Source organism: Bradyrhizobium sp. CSA112 (assembly GCF_029051645.1).
Taxonomy (GTDB): Bacteria; Pseudomonadota; Alphaproteobacteria; order Rhizobiales; family Xanthobacteraceae; genus Bradyrhizobium.
The window spans coordinates 600905-617789 of record NZ_JAACFS010000001.1 but is presented as its reverse complement, the minus strand read 5'-3'; the positions used below and the strand labels follow the sequence as shown (position 1 = coordinate 617789).

Genomic DNA, 16885 nt, shown 5'->3' with positions numbered 1-16885 from the left:
CTGAAACCAGTTCTGGTCTGCCGAATTAGCTCTTCCGATGAAAGCGGAAACAACGGCGGCCATCAGCGACGCTGCGCATCTATGCGTCGATATGCAGAACATCTTCGCCAAGGGCGGCGTGTGGGAAACGCCGTGGATGGAGCGGGTGCTGCCGGTAATCTCGAACATATGCGCACGGCACCCCGAGCGGACGGTGTTCACGCGCTTCGTCACACCGGAAAAACCCGAAGACCGTCGCGGCCAATGGCAGGCCTATTTCACGAAATGGCAGCGCGCAACGCGCGGCAGTCTTCCGCCCAGCGCCCTCGACCTGGTGCCGGAGCTTGCGCGATATTCGCCTCCGGCGCTGGTGGTCGACAAATCCGCCTATTCGGCATTCTTCGGCTCGAGGCTTGGCCATCTCTTGGTCGAACGGCACGTCGGAACGGTGGTGGTGTCGGGCGCGGAGACCGACGTCTGCGTGCTGTCCACTGTGCTCGGGGCCGTCGATCTCGGCTTCCGGGTCGTCATCGTGCAGGATGCCCTCTGCAGCTCCTCCGACACCGGCCACGATGCATTGATGACGATGTACCGGACGCGGTTCGGCGAGCAGATCGAACTGGTCAGCGCCGAGGAACTGTTCGACCTGTGGCATCCGGAATAGGTGCTCCGAGACCGGCGGAACTGCCGCTCCGGCTCCGGCGTTGACCCGCTGCAGTCAACCACGCGAGGATCGATCCATGGCGGCGCCGGACATTCGTAAGGGAATGCCGCCCGTCAAATTGCCGCGCGAGGAATTCGAGAAGCGCTACCGCGGCCGCTTCGTCGATCCGGCCTTTCAGCCTTTAGCCCGCGAACTCGACGCCATCGTCGCGGCCGCATGGGATGCCTACAGCCATTCACGCAAAGCCCCGCATACGCGCAAGGCGGGGCCCGGCTTCGCCGATCCGGAGTACGAAATCTCGCTGGACTGGCTCGCGGCGCGCGAGGCCATTCTTGAGGCGCAGCGGCGCCACGACGATGCGGCCGCGCAGCCGCGCATTCTCGTCATCAACGGCTCCGCGCGCAGCGAGCATACCTGTCCCGGCGAGATGTCGAAGACGTGGCGGCTGGTCAAGCTTGCCGAGCCGGCGTTGGCCGAGATGGGATTTGCGGTGGACATTCTCGACCTGTCGCGACTCGCGTCGGAATTCGGCCGGCAGATTCATCCCTGCAAATCCTGCGTCGCTACCGCGATGCCGCTCTGTCACTGGCCCTGCAGTTGCTATCCGAACTACTCGCTCGGCCAGACCGACGACTGGATGAACGATATCTATCCGCTGTGGGTCGCAGCCCACGGCATCCTGATCGTGACGCCGGTGAACTGGTATCACGCCCCGACCCCGCTGAAGGCGATGATGGACCGCCTGGTCTGCGCCGACGGCGGCAATCCCGATCCGACGTCAACCCACGGCAAGCACGCCGACCAGGCCAAGGCGCTCGAGCTGAAAGGCTGGCCCTATCCGCGTCACCTCGCCGGCCGATATTTCGGCCTTGTCGTTCACGGCGACAGCGCCGGCGCGGAGATGCTGCGCCGCTCGCTTTCGGACTGGCTGACCGACATGTCGTTGATCTCGGCAGGGAGAACCAGCGAGGCCGAAGGCTATGTCGGCTACATGGAGCCCTACGCCACCTCGCATCAGGCGCTCGACGAAGATCACGATTTCCAGGACGAGGTGCGCAACGCGGCGCGCGCGCTCGGCAATGCCGTGAAGCTGGCGCGCGCCGGCAGACTGGCAAATCCCGCCGAGGGGCTTGTCGATCCCAATCCGAAATAGCTTCGTAGGATGGGTTGAGCGCAGCGATACCCATCACATCTCCGCGCAAAAAAAAATGGGTTTCGCTGCGCTCTACCCATCCTACACGCCGCCGCTACGCGCCTTTGCCGTAGCTGTAAAACCCCTGCCCGGTCTTGCGGCCGAGATGGCCGGCGGCGACCATTTCCTTCAGCAGCGGCGCCGGGCGGTATTTCGGGTCGTTGAAGCCCTCGTAGAAGACCTCCATCACCGACAGCATCGTATCCAATCCAATCATGTCGGCGAGCGCCAGCGGGCCGATCGGATGGTTGCAGCCGAGCTTCATGCCGGCGTCGAGGTCTTCCGCCGTCGCGAGCCCCTCCTGCAGCGCGAAGATCGCCTCGTTGATCATCGGGCACAGGATGCGGTTGACCGCAAAGCCGGGGCTATTCTTGGCGGTGATCGACACCTTGCCGATCCGCTTCGCGAACGCTTCGGCCTTGGCATGCGTGTCGTCGGAGGTCTGCAGGCCGCGGATCAATTCGAGCAGCGCCATCAGCGGCACCGGATTGAAGAAGTGCATGCCGATGAAGCGGTCCGGACGATCGGTCGCTGCGGCGAGCTTGGTGATCGAGATCGACGAGGTGTTGGTGGCGAGCAGCGCCTGCGGGCGCAATTTTGGGCAAATATCCTTCAGGATCTTGACCTTCAAATCCTCGTTCTCGGTGGCGGCCTCGATCACGAGATCGCAGGTGGAAAACTTTGCCGTGTCGGTGGTCGTCGTGATCCGCGCGATCGCGGCCTGCCGGTCGGCGTCGGTCATCTTCTGCTTGTTGACCAGACGCTCCAGGCTGCTCGAGACAACCGACATGCCCCGCGCGAGCGCGGCATCGGAGATGTCGGTCATGACCACGGGAAGACCGGCGGCAGCACACACCTGCGCAATGCCGTTGCCCATCGTGCCCGCGCCTACAATACCGATTGTTTCGATCATGGGACAAACTCCGTTATTGAATGGTTGCCTGCACCGTTATCAGAGTGCCGCGGCCATCGGTAGTGTGCAGAGCGTAGGATGGGTGGAGCGAAGCGATACCCATCAATGGCGCTTCAAGGAAGGTGATGGGTATCGCTTCGCTCCACCCATCCTACGGCCCTATTCCGCCGCTTGCCTCACATACCGCGCCGTCGGCGTGTGCATCGTCACCAATTCTTCCGCAGCGGTCGGATGCAGTGCGATCGTCGCGTCGAAATCGGCTTTCGTCGCCTTCATCTTCACCGCGATCGCGACCGCCTGTATGATCTCGGCGGCGGTGTCGCCGACGATGTGGCAGCCGAGCACGCGGTCGGTCGTGCCGTCGACCACGAGCTTCATCAGCACGCGGGTGTCTCGGCCGGACATCGTCGCCTTGATAGGGCGGAAATCGGCCTTGTAGATGTCGACATGGCTCACTTGCGCGCGCGCCTGCGCTTCGGTCAGGCCGACGGTGCCGACCTCGGGCTGCGAGAACACCGCGGTCGGGATGGTGGCGTGGTCGACCTGGACGGGGCGCTTGCCGAACACGGTGTCGGCGAAGGCGTGGCCCTCGCGGATCGCCACCGGCGTCAGGTTGAGGCGATGGGTGACGTCGCCGATCGCATAGATGTTGTCGACCGAGGTCTTCGACCACTCATCGACCGCGATGCCGCCATTGGCTGGGTTGATGGCGACGCCGGCCTTCTCGAGCCCGAGATTGGCGACGTTCGGGTGGCGGCCGATCGCGAACATCACCTTCTCCGAGGCGATGCTCGAACCGCTGGATAGATGCGTGGTGTATTCGTTGCCGTGCTTGTCCACTTTATCGATGGTGCAGCCGGTGATGATCGTGATGCCCTGCTTCTCCATCTCGGCGCGCACGTGCTTGCGGACGTCCTCGTCGAAGCCGCGCAGGATGTTGTCGCCGCGATAGACCACGGTGACGTCGGAGCCGAAGCCGGCAAAGATGCCGGCGAATTCCAGCGCGATATAGCCGCCGCCCTGGATCACGATGCGCTTCGGCAATTCGGTCAGATGAAACGCCTCGTTCGAGGAAATCACGTGCTCGATGCCGGGAATCTCCCGCCCGTGATTGGGCGCGCCGCCGGTCGCGATCAGGATGTACTTTGCGGTGACCTTTTCGCCGGTCATCAACCGCAGCGTATGGGCGTCTTCCAGCACGGCGCGTGTTTTCGCGATGCGCGCGCCGCTCTTCTCGACATTGGCGGCGTAGATGCCTTCGAGGCGCGCGATCTCCTTGTCCTTGTTGGCGACAAGCGTGGACCAGTCGAACGAGATTTCGGGGATGGTCCAGCCGAATCCTGCGGCGTCGGCGATCTCGTGGCGGACATGGGAGCCGAGCACGAACAGCTTTTTCGGCACGCAGCCGCGGATCACGCAGGTGCCGCCCATCCGGTATTCTTCGGCAACCATGACCTTCGCGCCATGGCCGGCGGCGATACGGGCGGCGCGAACGCCACCTGAACCACCGCCGATGACAAACAGATCGACGTCGAACTCAGCCATATCAACCCCGCCCGAAGTCAGATCGCTTCCTATAGTTGTCGCAACGTGTGTTTTTGAACCGGTTTAAATATCCTTGCCACGCTTCTTCATCTCGGCGCGGAACTGGCCGTTGACGGTTTCGGCAAAGGCCTGCGCCCACTGGTTCATGTAGGACATGCTGAACTGGATGGCGCGGGGCTCGTGCGAGAGCAGCTTCTGGCCGAGCGGCGACTTGTAGAAGGTCACGAGATCCTTGAGCTCCTGCTCGGTGAACTCGTTGGCGTAGACCTGCGCCATGCCCTCGCCGATTTCCTTCTCGCGGCCGGCGAGATTCTTGGCCACGATCACCGCGACCTCGTTGAGATCCTTCTGATAGTTCAGATTGCTCTGCAACAGCACGTTCTTGGTCTGCTCGACCAGATTCGGAACGGCTGAAGCGTACATCGCGCTCGCGTTCTTCATCGCCAGGATTTCCTTGGCGGCGGCGAGCGCCGCCGGCGAAGCCGGCTTGAGCGCCGGCGCAGCGGCAGGAGCCTGCTTCTGTTGCGCGTTGGCGGGAATGCCGGTCAGGGCCAGTCCCACTGCAAGGCCGGCCGCCGACAAAATCCGTGAAAGGCTCTTCATTCCGATTCTCCTCGATTACCGGCGTTACCGCCGCTCAACTACGCGAATTCCCTGGGCACCTGCCAGGACGGCGATGCTGGCCAGGCCAATGAACAACCCGTGTTCAACGACACCCGGGATCAGGCTCAACAGGCCCGCCAGACGCGGCGCATCCGTGATGCGCCCCAGATGGGCATCGACAATCCAGTGGCCGCCATCGGTGACAAAAACGTGACCGTCCTTGGCCTTCCGGAGCCCCATTTGCCCGGAAACGCCGCTTTGGGCAAATGCCGTGGCCATGGCCCGTTGGGTTGCGGCCAGCCCGAACGGGATCACCTCCACCGGGAGGGGAAAACGGCCGAGAACATCGACCCATTTGGTATCGTCGGCAATCACGATCATGCGATCGGAGGCCGCCGCCACGATCTTCTCGCGCAACAGCGCGCCGCCACCGCCCTTGATCAGGTTGAGGGCGGAATCCACCTCGTCGGCGCCATCAACGGTAAGATCGAGCCGATCGATCTCATCGAGCGTGGTCAGCGGAATCTTGCAAGCTTCGGCCTGGGCGCGGGTCGCTTCCGAGGTCGGCACGCCGACCACCTTCATCCCGCCGGCAACCTTCTCGCCGAGCAGTTCGACAAAATGCTTGGCCGTCGAACCGGTGCCGAGCCCGAGCCTCATGCCATCCCGCACATGCTCCAGCGCCCGCGCCGCCGCCTGCCGCTTTAGTTGGTCCATATCCACGCGCCGATGCCTTTCGAAATCCGCCGATCTGCGGGCGCATGTCTAGCGTCGTTTGGGCCGCAGGAACAGCACCTTAAGACATTACGCGAGAGGGATTATGGGGCCTCCACCCGATCCATCGCCGCCAGGATGGCAGAAAAGCGCGGCTCCACCTGCGCCCGCATGCCGGGATGCGTGAAAACATAAAGTTCATCCTCCCGGATTGCGGTGAGCACGCGCGCAGCGACGGAAGCAGGATCGAGCCCCGCCTCGATCTGCCTTGCAATCTCAGCCACCACGGCCGCTGCCGGACTGGCGGAATCGAGCGGCTTCGACTGGCCATAGCGCTCCGGGCGATTGCGCCCGCTCTCGCCGATTCGGGTTCGAACAAAGCTTGGGCACAATACGCTCACGCCGATGCCGTGCGGCTTGAGCTGCGTGGCGAGGCCCTCAGACATACTGACGACTGCAAATTTGGTCGCCACATAGGGGCTGAATCCCAAACCGGTCTCCATACCCGCCATCGACGCGGTGTTGACGATATGGCCGCCTTCGCCATGCGCGCGGATATGGGGCAGAAAGCTTTTAATGCCGTGGAGCACGCCCATCAGGTTTACGTCGATGACCCATCGCCAGTTATCCAGCGAGATGTGGTCGATACCGCCGCCGGCGGCCACGCCTGCATTGTTGCACACGACATGCACGCGCCCGAAAGCATCGAACGAGGCCTGCGCCGCGCGCTCGACGCTCGCAGCATCGGCCACATCGCAAACTGTGCCGCGGATATCGGGGGAGATTTCCTGCAGGCTTTTGACGGCGGCCTGCAGCGCGTCCGTCTCGATATCGGCCAGCATCACCTTCATGCCGATTTGCGCAAACGCCCGGCCGAGCGCAAGTCCGATACCTGCGGCTCCGCCGGTCACAAAAGCCGTCTTGCCGGCGAAGTCCCTCATTGTCGTATCTCCGGATATCTGAGGTTTCCTACTTGCATGATGTCGCGCCTGCCGCTAGCGAATTCCGGATGAGCCTTCCCCGCACTGTTGTCTTCGACCTCGACGGCACGCTGGTCGACACCGCCCCTGACCTGATTGCCGCACTCAATTTCGCGCTCGACCGTGAAGGCGTGCCGCCCCTCCCCCTGAAATCTGCGCGCAACCTGATTGGCGCCGGCGCGCGCAAGCTGATCGAGCGCGGGCTCGAGGTGGAAGGCCGCGTGATGGGTGTCGAGGACGTCAACCGCCTCATGAAGGATTTCATCGACTATTACGCCGCCCACATTGCGGACGTCTCGCGGCCATTCGAGGGGCTGGAAGCCGCGCTCGATGAGCTTGCGGCACAGGGCTGCCGGCTCGCGGTGTGCACCAACAAGCTGGAATGGCTGTCGAAGCGGCTACTCGACCAACTAGGCCTGAGCGGACGGTTTTCCGCGATCTGCGGCGCCGACACATTCGGCGTCTCGAAGCCCGATCCCATCATCCTGCAGCAGACGGTGGCGCGGGCGGGCGGACATATCGCGACCACCATCATGGTCGGCGACGCCGGGCCCGACGTCGGCGTGGCAAGGCGGGCCGGCGTTCCCGTGATCGGGGTCGAGTTCGGCTATACAGATGTGCCGATCGCCGAATTGAAACCCGACCGGCTGATCGGCCATATGCGCGACCTGCCGGCGGCGGTGGAGAGCCTCAGCAAAGTCGCATCCCAGACCTAAACATCTGATTTGCTGGACGTATTTGGAACGTCGATTCTCGGCGTTAACCATTCCCCTGCTCGATCGAGGTGCCCGCGCCCGATGCCGGCTTCTCCGTCACCTTCGCGAGGCCCAAGTTCCAGCCGGTCACGGTTCCGGTCCAGTGATCCGTAATCCTGGCGATTTTGCCTTGCCGGCGACGACCATCATCGAGCCCAGCCCGGTGTTCGCGGAACTTAAGCCGGCCGCGCCGCCGCGGAAGGTGCGCAAGCCGATGCGGCCGAAAAAGCCTAAGCCACCCAAGGCGGCCGCGGTGCCGACCCCTGCCGAGCCGCCGCGCGCTGATTCCAGCCGCAGCCTCCTGCGGGCCTCCGAGAGGTTGCGGATTGTAGGCGCCTTACAAGCTGCCTAGATTATGCTAGCGAACCAGCTCGCGCAGGCCCCTTTACAAGGCAGTTTGAATGAACGGATCCCCGTCACCCGATCAGCTGACACGCCCGATGGTCGATCCCTTCGGCCGAACCATCCGGTATCTGCGCGTGTCGGTGACCGATCGCTGCGACTTGCGCTGCTTCTACTGCATGTCCGAGGACATGACGTTCCTGCCGAAGAAGGACCTGCTGACGCTGGAAGAACTCGACCGGCTGTGCTCGGCCTTCATCGCCAAGGGCGTGCGCAAGATCCGCCTCACCGGCGGCGAACCACTGGTCCGGCGCAACGTCATGTCGCTGGTGCGCTCGCTGTCGCGGCATCTTGGAAGCGGCGCGCTCGATGAGCTGACGCTGACCACCAACGGTTCGCAACTGGCGCGCTTCGCGACCGAATTGCGCGACTGCGGCGTCCGCCGCGTCAACGTCTCGCTCGACACGCTCGATGCGCAAAAGTTCTGCGCCATCACCCGCTGGGGTGATCTCGACAAGGTTCTGGCCGGCATCGAAGCCGCGCGAGATGCAGGCCTTGCGGTCAAGATCAACGCCGTGGCGCTGAAGAATATGAACGAGGAGGAAATCCCGGCGCTGATGGAATGGGCCCACGGCAAAGACATGGCGCTGACGCTGATCGAGGTGATGCCGATGGGCGATATCGGCGAAGGGCGCATCGACCAATATGTGCCGCTGTCGCTGCTCCGGGCCCGCCTCGCCCAGCACTATACGCTGACCGACCTCGATGAGGACACCGGCGGGCCTGCCCGCTATGTCCGGGTGGCCGAGACCGGCGGCAAGCTCGGCTTCATCACTCCGATGACGCATAATTTCTGCGAGTCCTGTAACCGTGTACGGATCACCTGCACCGGCACGCTGCACACCTGCCTCGGCCATGAGGATGCCTCCGATTTGCGCAAACCGTTGCGGGCCTCCCCCGACGACGACCTGCTGTCGGCTACCATCGATCGCGCCATCGGACTGAAGCCGAAGGGGCACGACTTCATCATCGACCGCCGGCACAATCGCCCGAGCGTCTCTCGCCACATGAGCGTGACCGGCGGCTGATTACCGCCCGTAAATTTACCACCCTCCCCAACGCGGATTCATCAGGCCAACCAATCAATTAATCCCCGCGTCAATTTGTCCATTTTCCGATTGACGCCGCCGCGGCGCGCTGAAATGGTGCGGCGGCTTTCACGCCAGCACGGTCGGAACAGGCCGCTGCATCCCTTGGGTTGCAGTCAAGACGGCGGTAGCGCGAGACGGGGGAGGACTTATCGTTGCAATCGCATCTGCGACTAAGCTGCGGCCCTGCGCGTTTTTCGCGCGGGAGGGCCCTTGCGCGTTTGGCGCATGGCGGCAGCTCCAGGCGCCCGGTGCGAGATGGCGACGCAATATCAATCAAGACATCCGGCGCGCGTCGATGACGCCGCCGAGGAGAACGTAATGCGCCCATTGTTGGCACTGAGTAATTCAATCGATTGGCTCAATGAGAAACTAGGCGGCGTCTGCAACTGGCTCGTGCTCGCAGCCTGTGTGGTGAGCGCCGCCAACGCGATGATCCGCTACGCGTTCGGCTACAGTTCCAACAGCTGGCTCGAATTGCAGTGGTACATGTTCGCCATCTTCGTGATGTTCGGCGCCTCCTATACGTTCAAGAAGAACGAGCATGTCCGGGTTGAAATTCTCTACCTGACGCTGTCCGAGCGCGGCCAGCTCTGGCTCGACCTGATCGGCACGCTGTGCTTCCTGATCCCGTCCTGCCTGCTGCTCAGCTATCTGTCGTGGCCGTTCTTCATGCAGGCCTACGCGGTTGGCGAGACTTCGAGCAATGCCGGCGGCCTGCTGCGCTGGCCGATCAAACTCGTCGTTCCCGTGGGCTTTGTTTTCCTGGCGCTGCAAGGCGTCTCCGAGGTGATCAAGCGCATCGCCGCACTGAAGGGTTATGTCGTGATCGACGCGAAGTACGAGAGGCCGACCCAATGATCACGCTGGAGATGATGCCGCCGCTGATGTTCGGCGGCTTGATTCTGGCCATGTTGATCGGCTTCCCGGTGGCCTTCACGCTGGCCGCGCTCGGGCTGTCGTTCGGGTTCCTGTCGATCTATCTCGGCTTCTTCGACATGAACTTCCTGCAGGCGATTCCGGGCCGCATTTTCGGCGGCGTGCTTTCCAACGAATTGCTGCTCGCGATTCCCTTCTTCACCTTCATGGGCTCTGTCCTGGAGCGGTGCGGTCTCGCCGAGGACATGCTGGACTCGATGGGCCAGTTGTTCGGCCCGGTCCGCGGCGGTCTCGGCTATTCGGTCATTATCGTCGGCTTCATCCTCGGTGCGATCACCGGCACGGTGGCGGCGCAGGTCATCGCCATGGCGCTGATCTCGATGCCGGTGATGCTCCGCTACGGCTACAATGTACGCTACATCACCGGCGTGCTCGCCGCATCCGGCACCATCACCCAGCTAGTGCCGCCCTCGCTGGTGCTGATCGTGATGGCTGACCAGCTCGGCAAATCGGTCGGCGACATGTATCTTGGCGCCTGGGGGCCGTCGCTCCTGCAGATCGCGCTGTTCGCCGGCTACACGTTCGTTCTGAGTATCTTCCTGCCCCATCACGTCCCGGCCGTGCCCAAGGACGCGCTGACACTGCGGGGCTGGCCGCTCTGGCGCAAATGCCTGATGGGCATCATTCCCTCTGCTGTGCTGATCTTCGTGGTGTTAGGCACCATGATGATGGGCCTGGCCACGCCCACGGAAGCCGGTGCAATGGGAGCCATCGGCGCCATCGTGCTCGCCGCGATCCATCACAAGGATCTGAGCAGCAAGGGTCACAAGATGCTGCTGGTCGGAATCGCCGCCACCGGCATCGCCGTGATCGTCGGAATTCTCGTCGGCGAAGGCAAATTGCTCAAGCTGACCTTCGCGGTGCTCTATCTCGCCGTCGTCTGGCTCTGCCTGGAAGCCGTCCGCATTCCGGACCTGCGCGACCTGATCAAGCAGGGCTACCAATCGACGATGCGCCTCTCCACCATGGTGGTGTTCATCCTGATCGGCTCGACCTGCTTCTCCGTGGTGTTCCTTGGCGTCTCCGGCGGCGTCTGGCTCGAGCATCACCTGACCTCGATTCCCGGCGGCGTCTGGGGATTCCTGATCTTCATCAACCTCTTCATCTTCTTCCTGGCATTCTTCCTCGACTTCTTCGAGATCGCCTTCATCATCCTGCCGATGGTGGCGCCGATTGCGCAGAAGGTGCTGGCGCCGGTCGTCGGACCCGATGCCGCGCTGATCTGGTTCGGCGTCATGCTTTGCGTCAACATGCAGACGTCGTTCCTGCATCCGCCGTTTGGTTTCGCGCTGTTCTATTTGCGCGGCGTCGCGCCAAAGGAAGTGAAGAGTTCCGATATCTATTGGGGCGCCCTGCCCTGGATCGGCCTGCAGGCGATCATGGTGGCGATCGTAATCGCTTTCCCGGTTGTGGTGACCGCCTTGCTCGACAAGCCGCTCGACGTCGATCTCAGCAAGGTCAAGATCGAGGTACCGCAGATCGAATTGCCGCCGCTGGATTTCGGCGGACCGAAGCAGTAGCGGCGCAAAACCCTCTGTCCGTCATGCCCCGCAAAGGCGGGCATCAGTATTCACCGGCAGCGGTGACAGAGCCGAGAGTGCACGGAGTACTGGATCGTCCGCCTGCGCGGACGATGACAGCTCGCAAAAAACCCCGGAGCATTCGCTCCGGGGTTTCGCTTGTTTGAAACGGTCGCAATCAGCCTTGACTGATCAGCCTTGCGGATTGCGCGCCATGAAGCTGTCGTAACCGAGCTCGGCGACCTGGAACCACTGGTATCCGTTGGCCGTGAACGAGTTCATCGATTCCAGCACCTTCTTGAAGTTCGGATTGGTCGCCGCCGTTTCGGCGTATACTTCCTTGGTGGCCTTGAGGCAGGCCTGCATGATCGCCGGCGAGTAGGCGTGCAGCTTGGTGCCGCCGGCGAGTAATTTCTTCAGCGCCGCCGGATTGCCCTGGTCGTATTTGGCCATCATCCAGCTATTGGCGGCCTGGCCGGCCTGTTCGAGGGCGCTTTGATAGGCCTTCGGCAGCGAATTCCATTTGTCCAGGTTAACGAGCCCGAGCAGCATCGGGCCGCCTTCCCACCATCCGGGATAATAATAATGCGGCGCGACCTTGTTGAAGCCGAGCTTCTCATCGTCATAGGGACCCACCCATTCCGCCGCATCGATCGTGCCTTTTTCCAGCGCGGGATAGATGTCGCCGGCGGCAAGCTGCTGCGGTACGACGCCCAGCTTCTGCATGACGCGGCCAGCGAGGCCGCCGATCCGCATCTTCAGCCCTTTCAGATCGTCGACGGTGTTGATTTCCTTTCGGAACCAGCCGCCCATCTGGCAGCCGGTGTTACCGGCCAAAAACGAGGTGACATTGTAGTTCTTGTAGAACTGGTTGAGCAGGTCTCTGCCGCCGCCGAGCATGTACCAGGCCTGGTTGAGACGCTGGTTGGGACCGAACGGCACGGCGGTTCCAAAAGCAAACGTCGGGTCCTTGCCGAAATAATAGTAGGACGCGGTATGGCCCATCTCGACGGTGCCGTTCTGCACGGCATCAAGCACCTGGAGGCCGGGAACGATTTCTCCGGCGGAGAAGGCTTGGATCTGGAACTTGTTGTCGGTGGCTTCGCCAACGAGCTTGGCCATAAGCTCGACCCCGCCCCATAGCGTGTCGAGCGACTTTGGCCAGCTAGCCGTCAGACGCCATTTGAGCTCCGGCATCGTTTGAGCGATGGCGGGAGCCGCCAGAGTTGCAGCGCCAGCCGCGCCAATACCAGTAGCTTTGAGAAAATCTCTTCTTTTCATTGAATCCATCCCTGTTGGTGAGCATGTCATGGCCTTCTTGGCGAGGCCTTCGCAGCCACCATGGAACAATCAGTTCCCGATTTCCATCCCGAACTATACGGGGCAAAACGAAAAAGCCCGGCTTTCTTGCGAACGCCGGGCTTTCTTCTACGACTTAAGGCGTAATCAGCCGCGGGTGCGCGAGCGGATCATGAAGCTGTCGAAGGTGTATTCGGCAACCTGCCACCACAGATACTGGTCGGAACGATAGGCCTGCATCGCGTCGATCGACTTCTTGAAGTCAGCGTTCTTGCCGGAGATTTCGGCCCACAGCTCGTTGGTCGACTTCAGGCAGGCTTCCAGCACTTCATTGGTGAACGGACGCAGTTGCGTGCCACCGGCCACCAGGCGCTTCAGCGCGGACGGGTTCTGCATGTCGTAACGTGCGTTCATCCAGGTATTGGCGTGAGCCGAGGCATTGGCGAGAATTGCCTGATAGTTCTTCGGCAGCGAATTCCACTTTTCGAGATTGCAGAAGGCGTGGATCATGGGGCCGCCTTCCCAGAAGCCCGGGTAGTAGTAGTACTTCGCGACCTTCGCGAAGCCGAGCTTCTCGTCGTCATAGGGACCGACCCACTCGGCCGCGTCGATGGTGCCCTTCTCGAGCGCCGGATAGATATCGCCGCCGCCGAGTTGCTGCGGCACCACGCCGACCTTCTGAAAGACCTGTCCGGCGATGCCGCCGATGCGCATCTTGAGGCCCGAGAGATCGGCAACCGTCTTGATCTCCTTGCGGAACCAGCCGCCCATCTGCGCGCCGGTATTGCCGCAGGGGAAGCCGATCACGCCGAACTTCTTGAAGAACTCGTTGCCGAGCTCCTCGCCGCCGCCCTGATACCACCAGGAATTCTGCTGGCGCGCATTGAGGCCGAACGGAACCGAGCCATAGATCGCAAAGGTTGGGTCCTTGCCGACGTAATAGTAGGAAACGGTGTGGCACATCTCGACCGTGTTGTTCGACGTCGCATCCAGCGCCTGCAGAGCCGGAACGATTTCGCCGGCGCCGAACACCTGGATCTGAAACTTGTTATCGGTCATCTCGGCGACGTATTTCGCCATCTGCTCAGCACAGCCATAGATGGTGTCGAGCGACTTCGGGAAGCTCGACGTCAGGCGCCATTTGATCTCAGGCGATGATTGCGCGATCGCCGGCGAGGCAACGGCTGTCGCGGCAGCACCAGCCGCTGAAACCTTCAAAAAATCACGACGCTTCATTCAAGTCTCCTTAAGACGGGGCGTTTCCCATATTCCGCGAGCAGTCCTCCGGCGGGGCGAATTCCACGTCATCCGGGGCGCTCTGGCGGGGCGGCTTTAACACGGAAGTTGGCTATCGAAAACGCGACAAAGGCATGACTGCACTGATTAAACCAAAGTCCTAGGAGGGTCGCATAAAGCGCCCTCAGGCCGCGGCAATGGCGCCCTGAAGCTGGTCGCGAACCTTGGTCCCGATGGCCCGGTAGATCACCGCATGCGGACCCTCCGGCTCGCTCGCCACCACCGGATTACCGGCATCGGACGTCGTCCGGATCGACATGTGCAGCGGGATCTCGCCCAGAAATGGGACACCCAGCCGCTCCGCTTCATGCCGCGCGCCGCCATGACCGAAAATGTCCGAGCGCGTGCCGCATTCAGGACACTGGAAGTAGCTCATGTTCTCCACGATGCCGAGCACCGGCACGTTGACCTTCTTGAACATCGCAAGCCCCCGCCGCGCGTCGATCAGCGAGAGATCCTGCGGGGTCGAGATGATCACCGCGCCCTTCAGCGGCACATTCTGCGCCAGCGTCAATTGCGCATCGCCCGTGCCCGGCGGCATGTCGACAACGAGAATATCGAGCGTGCCCCACGCCACGTCGCGCAGCATCTGGGTGATCGCCGACATCACCATCGGCCCGCGCCAGATCATCGCGGTGTTTTCCTCGACCAGAAAGCCGATCGACATGATGGCAAGGCCGAAACGCTTGATTGGAATCATCTTCCGGTCGTCATTGAGTTGCGGCTTCTCGTTGATGCCGGTCAGCCGCGGCACCGACGGGCCGTAAATGTCTGCATCGAGCAGGCCGACGCGCAGGCCGAGATCGCGCAGACCCAGCGCCAGGTTGAGCGCCGTGGTCGACTTGCCGACACCGCCCTTGCCCGAGGCCACTGCGATGACGGCGGCGACGCCTGGGATATCCGCCTGCTTCGACATCGGCGACGGCGCGCCTTGCGGCGGGCGGTGCGAGGCGACCGGTTGCACGCCGGGAGAATGTGAATGCGCATGCCGCTGCGGCGCGGGCGCAGCGGATGGCGATCCGGGCTTGCGCTCGGCCGTCAGCGCGATCATCGCCGTGCTGACGCCGGGGATCGCGCGCACCGCGGCTTCGGCCTGCGCGCGAACGTTTTCCCAGGCGCGGGCCTCGGCGGCATCGACGTTGATCGAGAAGAACACCTTGCCGTCGGTGACCGAGATCGCCGACAGCACGTTGGCATGGGTCAAGGGTACGCCACGCGGCGACGCCACCCGGCTAAGGGAATCGAGAACCTGTTGCTGCGTTACGCTCACTCGCGCATCTCCTGAAGCCCTTTCGGTTCTGCGTGAGAACCGGGCTCTACTCTCTTGTGTCGACACGCTTTCTTGGCGCCACCCGATTCACTTCGGACAACGTCCGAAAAGCGGGCCTGCGCTCCAAACGCTGCCAGTCCGATGCGACCCATTAGAGCGGTTCAGCGCAAAAGGCTACCTTACTCCCACGTCGTCTCGCCGCTCGGCGGGGGCTGCAGCCGCCTGCTCCTTGGCGGCCTCATAGTTCAATTCGATCATGACGCCGTTGGGGTCATTGACGAAGATCTGCCAGAGGTCGCCGCCCGGAACTTGCCGGGAGTCGTACGCCATGCCCTTCTGTTCCAGCCGCCGCTTCATGCCGTCAAAGCCGTAGCTCGCAAACGCGACATGGTGGACGACGCCGGAATCGGGCTTCTGCGGTTCCTCGGTCTTGGAGATATCGACGAGGTGCACCACCGCCTTGCCCTCGCTGTACATCCACGCCCCGGGGAAGGCAAAGTTCGGCCGGGCGCCCTTTTCCAGGCCCAGAACGTCCTGATAGAACCGGACCGTGTCGGCAAGGTTGCGGGTCCGGATGTTGAAATGGTCGAGCACGCCCACGCTGACGCCCATGCAATGTCACTCCCTTTTTTGTGAGGTTCTTGAGCCCCAATCCTAGCACAAAACCTGCCCTGCCCGCCAAACGAAGGCGTTGCCCTCCCCTGCGCAGGGGGTATGGTGCGGCTCCCTCCAAAACAACGTCCGGCCCATCCAAGGTCGCCGGCGAACTGCAAGGTATTGCATATGGCTAAAGTCGCTTTTCTCGGTCTCGGCGTGATGGGTTTCCCCATGGCAGGACATCTGGTGAAAAAAGGCGGCCACGAAGTGACCGTCTACAACCGGACCGGAACCAAAGCAAAGGAATGGGCCGACAAGTTCGGCGGCCGTACCGCGCCGACGCCGAAGGCTGCAGCCGAGGGCCAGGACTTCGTGATGTGCTGCGTCGGCAACGACAATGACCTGCGCGCGGTCACGATCGGCGCCGATGGCGCTTTCGCCGGCATGAAGAAAGGCGCTGTATTCGTCGACCACACCACCGCCTCCGCCGAGATTGCCCGCGAGCTCGACGCCGCCGCCACCAAGGCCGGCTTCAAGTTCATCGACGCACCGGTGTCCGGCGGCCAGGCCGGCGCGGAAAACGGCGTGCTGACGGTGATGTGCGGCGGCAAGGAAGATGCCTATGCCGCTGCCGAGCCGATCATCGCCGGCTCTTACGCGAGGATGTGCAAGCTTCTCGGGCCCGCCGGCGCCGGGCAGCTCACCAAAATGGTCAACCAGATCTGCATCGCAGGTCTCGTCCAGGGCCTTTCCGAGGGCATTCATTTCGCAAAGAAGTCAGGGCTGGACGTTGCGGCCGTGATCGAGACCATCTCCAAGGGCGCGGCGCAGTCCTGGCAGATGGAGAACCGCTACAAGGCCATGAACGAGGGCAAGTTCGATTTCGGCTTTGCCGTGGAATGGATGCGCAAGGACCTCTCGATCTGCATCGCCGAGGCCCGCCGCAACGGCGCCAACCTGCCGGTGACAGCTCTCGTCGATCAGTTCTACGCCGAGGTCGAGAAGATGGGCGGCAAGCGCTGGGATACGTCGAGCCTGATGGCCCGGCTGGAGCGATGAGTTAAAAAAGCAGGTTAAGGCAGAAACGATGGCCTCCGCTTCTTATCCCGTCAGAAGCGGGGGTTCCCCC

The 16885-nt window shown here is 62.5% G+C and carries 16 protein-coding genes and 1 pseudogene; 8 read left to right on the top strand and 9 right to left on the bottom strand.

The genetic code is table 11. From position 1 onward, the window contains the following. Positions 1-37: 37 nt before the first annotated feature. Together GWE18_RS03075 and GWE18_RS03070 are read left to right on the top strand one after the other, a co-directional pair. Positions 38-643 carry a cysteine hydrolase gene (locus tag GWE18_RS03075; protein ID WP_275184312.1) on the top strand — a complete coding sequence of 202 codons (606 nt, stop codon included), beginning with the start codon at positions 38-40 and terminating at the stop codon, positions 641-643. A gap of 76 nt (positions 644-719) precedes the next feature. Next, a complete protein-coding gene (locus GWE18_RS03070) occupies positions 720-1796 on the top strand; it encodes a flavodoxin family protein (RefSeq protein WP_275184311.1) in 1077 nt (358 codons plus the stop codon). A gap of 94 nt (positions 1797-1890) precedes the next feature. Here the strand turns inward: GWE18_RS03070 and GWE18_RS03065 are convergent, their stop codons facing one another. From GWE18_RS03065 to GWE18_RS03045, 5 genes are all read right to left on the bottom strand, one after another. Further along, a complete protein-coding gene (locus tag GWE18_RS03065) occupies positions 1891-2748 on the bottom strand; it encodes a 3-hydroxybutyryl-CoA dehydrogenase (protein ID WP_275184310.1) in 858 nt (285 codons plus the stop codon). Between the two features lie 159 nt (positions 2749-2907). Further along, positions 2908-4293: a glutathione-disulfide reductase gene (gene gor / locus GWE18_RS03060; RefSeq protein WP_275184309.1), complete on the bottom strand. Its 1386-nt coding sequence runs from the start codon at positions 4291-4293 to the stop codon at positions 2908-2910. Positions 4294-4356: 63 nt separating this feature from the next. Then, positions 4357-4896, bottom strand: coding sequence for a DUF2059 domain-containing protein (locus tag GWE18_RS03055; protein WP_275184308.1), 540 nt, complete (start codon positions 4894-4896; stop codon positions 4357-4359). Positions 4897-4920: 24 nt separating this feature from the next. Further along, positions 4921-5619: a ribose-5-phosphate isomerase RpiA gene (gene rpiA, locus GWE18_RS03050; RefSeq protein WP_275184307.1), complete on the bottom strand. Its 699-nt coding sequence runs from the start codon at positions 5617-5619 to the stop codon at positions 4921-4923. A gap of 95 nt (positions 5620-5714) precedes the next feature. Continuing rightward, entirely contained in the window at positions 5715-6551 is an 837-nt protein-coding gene (locus GWE18_RS03045) for an SDR family NAD(P)-dependent oxidoreductase (protein WP_275184306.1), read from the bottom strand. A gap of 68 nt (positions 6552-6619) precedes the next feature. Between GWE18_RS03045 and gph the strand changes: the two genes are divergently transcribed. From gph to GWE18_RS03020, 5 genes and pseudogenes are all read left to right on the top strand, one after another. Beyond that, complete coding sequence (gene gph / locus GWE18_RS03040) at positions 6620-7306, top strand: phosphoglycolate phosphatase (protein ID WP_275184305.1); 687 nt, start codon at positions 6620-6622, stop codon at positions 7304-7306. A gap of 53 nt (positions 7307-7359) precedes the next feature. Continuing rightward, positions 7360-7697, top strand: a pseudogene (locus GWE18_RS03035) (hypothetical protein); the annotation flags it as partial. 49 nt (positions 7698-7746) lie between these two features. Then, positions 7747-8775 carry a GTP 3',8-cyclase MoaA gene (moaA, locus tag GWE18_RS03030; protein WP_275184304.1) on the top strand — a complete coding sequence of 343 codons (1029 nt, stop codon included), beginning with the start codon at positions 7747-7749 and terminating at the stop codon, positions 8773-8775. Positions 8776-9156: 381 nt separating this feature from the next. Beyond that, positions 9157-9696: a TRAP transporter small permease subunit gene (locus GWE18_RS03025; RefSeq protein ID WP_057850397.1), complete on the top strand. Its 540-nt coding sequence runs from the start codon at positions 9157-9159 to the stop codon at positions 9694-9696. Then, a complete protein-coding gene (locus GWE18_RS03020) occupies positions 9693-11294 on the top strand; it encodes a TRAP transporter large permease subunit (protein WP_275184303.1) in 1602 nt (533 codons plus the stop codon). The genes GWE18_RS03025 and GWE18_RS03020 overlap by 4 nt, the downstream gene beginning before the upstream one ends. Positions 11295-11486: 192 nt before the next feature. Here the strand turns inward: GWE18_RS03020 and GWE18_RS03015 are convergent, their stop codons facing one another. The 4 genes from GWE18_RS03015 to GWE18_RS03000 all read right to left on the bottom strand — a co-directional run bounded on the left by GWE18_RS03015 (position 11487) and on the right by GWE18_RS03000 (position 15771). Then, positions 11487-12575, bottom strand: coding sequence for a TRAP transporter substrate-binding protein (locus GWE18_RS03015; RefSeq protein ID WP_275184302.1), 1089 nt, complete (start codon positions 12573-12575; stop codon positions 11487-11489). Between the two features lie 165 nt (positions 12576-12740). Then, positions 12741-13829 (bottom strand): TRAP transporter substrate-binding protein, encoded by a 1089-nt coding sequence (locus GWE18_RS03010; RefSeq protein WP_275184301.1) that lies wholly within the window; start codon positions 13827-13829, stop codon positions 12741-12743. Between the two features lie 184 nt (positions 13830-14013). After that, positions 14014-15159, bottom strand: coding sequence for an Mrp/NBP35 family ATP-binding protein (locus GWE18_RS03005; RefSeq protein ID WP_275184300.1), 1146 nt, complete (start codon positions 15157-15159; stop codon positions 14014-14016). 174 nt (positions 15160-15333) lie between these two features. Further along, on the bottom strand, positions 15334-15771 hold the full coding sequence (locus GWE18_RS03000) for a VOC family protein (RefSeq protein WP_275184299.1): 438 nt from the start codon (positions 15769-15771) through the stop codon (positions 15334-15336). A 171-nt stretch (positions 15772-15942) separates the two neighbouring features. On the opposite strand from GWE18_RS03000, the gene GWE18_RS02995 reads away from it, so the two are divergent. Next, positions 15943-16815, top strand: coding sequence for an NAD(P)-dependent oxidoreductase (locus GWE18_RS02995; RefSeq protein ID WP_275184298.1), 873 nt, complete (start codon positions 15943-15945; stop codon positions 16813-16815). The last annotated feature ends 70 nt before the right edge of the window (positions 16816-16885 follow it).

Excerpts from the sequence above, each read along its gene's own strand:
- GWE18_RS03075 (WP_275184312.1), top strand. The coding sequence starts at position 38 with ATGAAAGCGGAAACAACGGCGGCCATCAGCGACGCTGCGCATCTATGC.
- GWE18_RS03070 (WP_275184311.1), top strand. The coding sequence starts at position 720 with ATGGCGGCGCCGGACATTCGTAAGGGAATGCCGCCCGTCAAATTGCCG.
- GWE18_RS03065 (WP_275184310.1), bottom strand. The coding sequence starts at position 2,748 with ATGATCGAAACAATCGGTATTGTAGGCGCGGGCACGATGGGCAACGGC.
- gor (WP_275184309.1), bottom strand. The coding sequence starts at position 4,293 with ATGGCTGAGTTCGACGTCGATCTGTTTGTCATCGGCGGTGGTTCAGGT.
- GWE18_RS03055 (WP_275184308.1), bottom strand. The coding sequence starts at position 4,896 with ATGAAGAGCCTTTCACGGATTTTGTCGGCGGCCGGCCTTGCAGTGGGA.
- GWE18_RS03045 (WP_275184306.1), bottom strand. The coding sequence starts at position 6,551 with ATGAGGGACTTCGCCGGCAAGACGGCTTTTGTGACCGGCGGAGCCGCA.
- gph (WP_275184305.1), top strand. The coding sequence starts at position 6,620 with ATGAGCCTTCCCCGCACTGTTGTCTTCGACCTCGACGGCACGCTGGTC.
- moaA (WP_275184304.1), top strand. The coding sequence starts at position 7,747 with ATGAACGGATCCCCGTCACCCGATCAGCTGACACGCCCGATGGTCGAT.
- GWE18_RS03025 (WP_057850397.1), top strand. The coding sequence starts at position 9,157 with ATGCGCCCATTGTTGGCACTGAGTAATTCAATCGATTGGCTCAATGAG.
- GWE18_RS03020 (WP_275184303.1), top strand. The coding sequence starts at position 9,693 with ATGATCACGCTGGAGATGATGCCGCCGCTGATGTTCGGCGGCTTGATT.
- GWE18_RS03015 (WP_275184302.1), bottom strand. The coding sequence starts at position 12,575 with ATGAAAAGAAGAGATTTTCTCAAAGCTACTGGTATTGGCGCGGCTGGC.
- GWE18_RS03010 (WP_275184301.1), bottom strand. The coding sequence starts at position 13,829 with ATGAAGCGTCGTGATTTTTTGAAGGTTTCAGCGGCTGGTGCTGCCGCG.
- GWE18_RS03000 (WP_275184299.1), bottom strand. The coding sequence starts at position 15,771 with ATGGGCGTCAGCGTGGGCGTGCTCGACCATTTCAACATCCGGACCCGC.
- GWE18_RS02995 (WP_275184298.1), top strand. The coding sequence starts at position 15,943 with ATGGCTAAAGTCGCTTTTCTCGGTCTCGGCGTGATGGGTTTCCCCATG.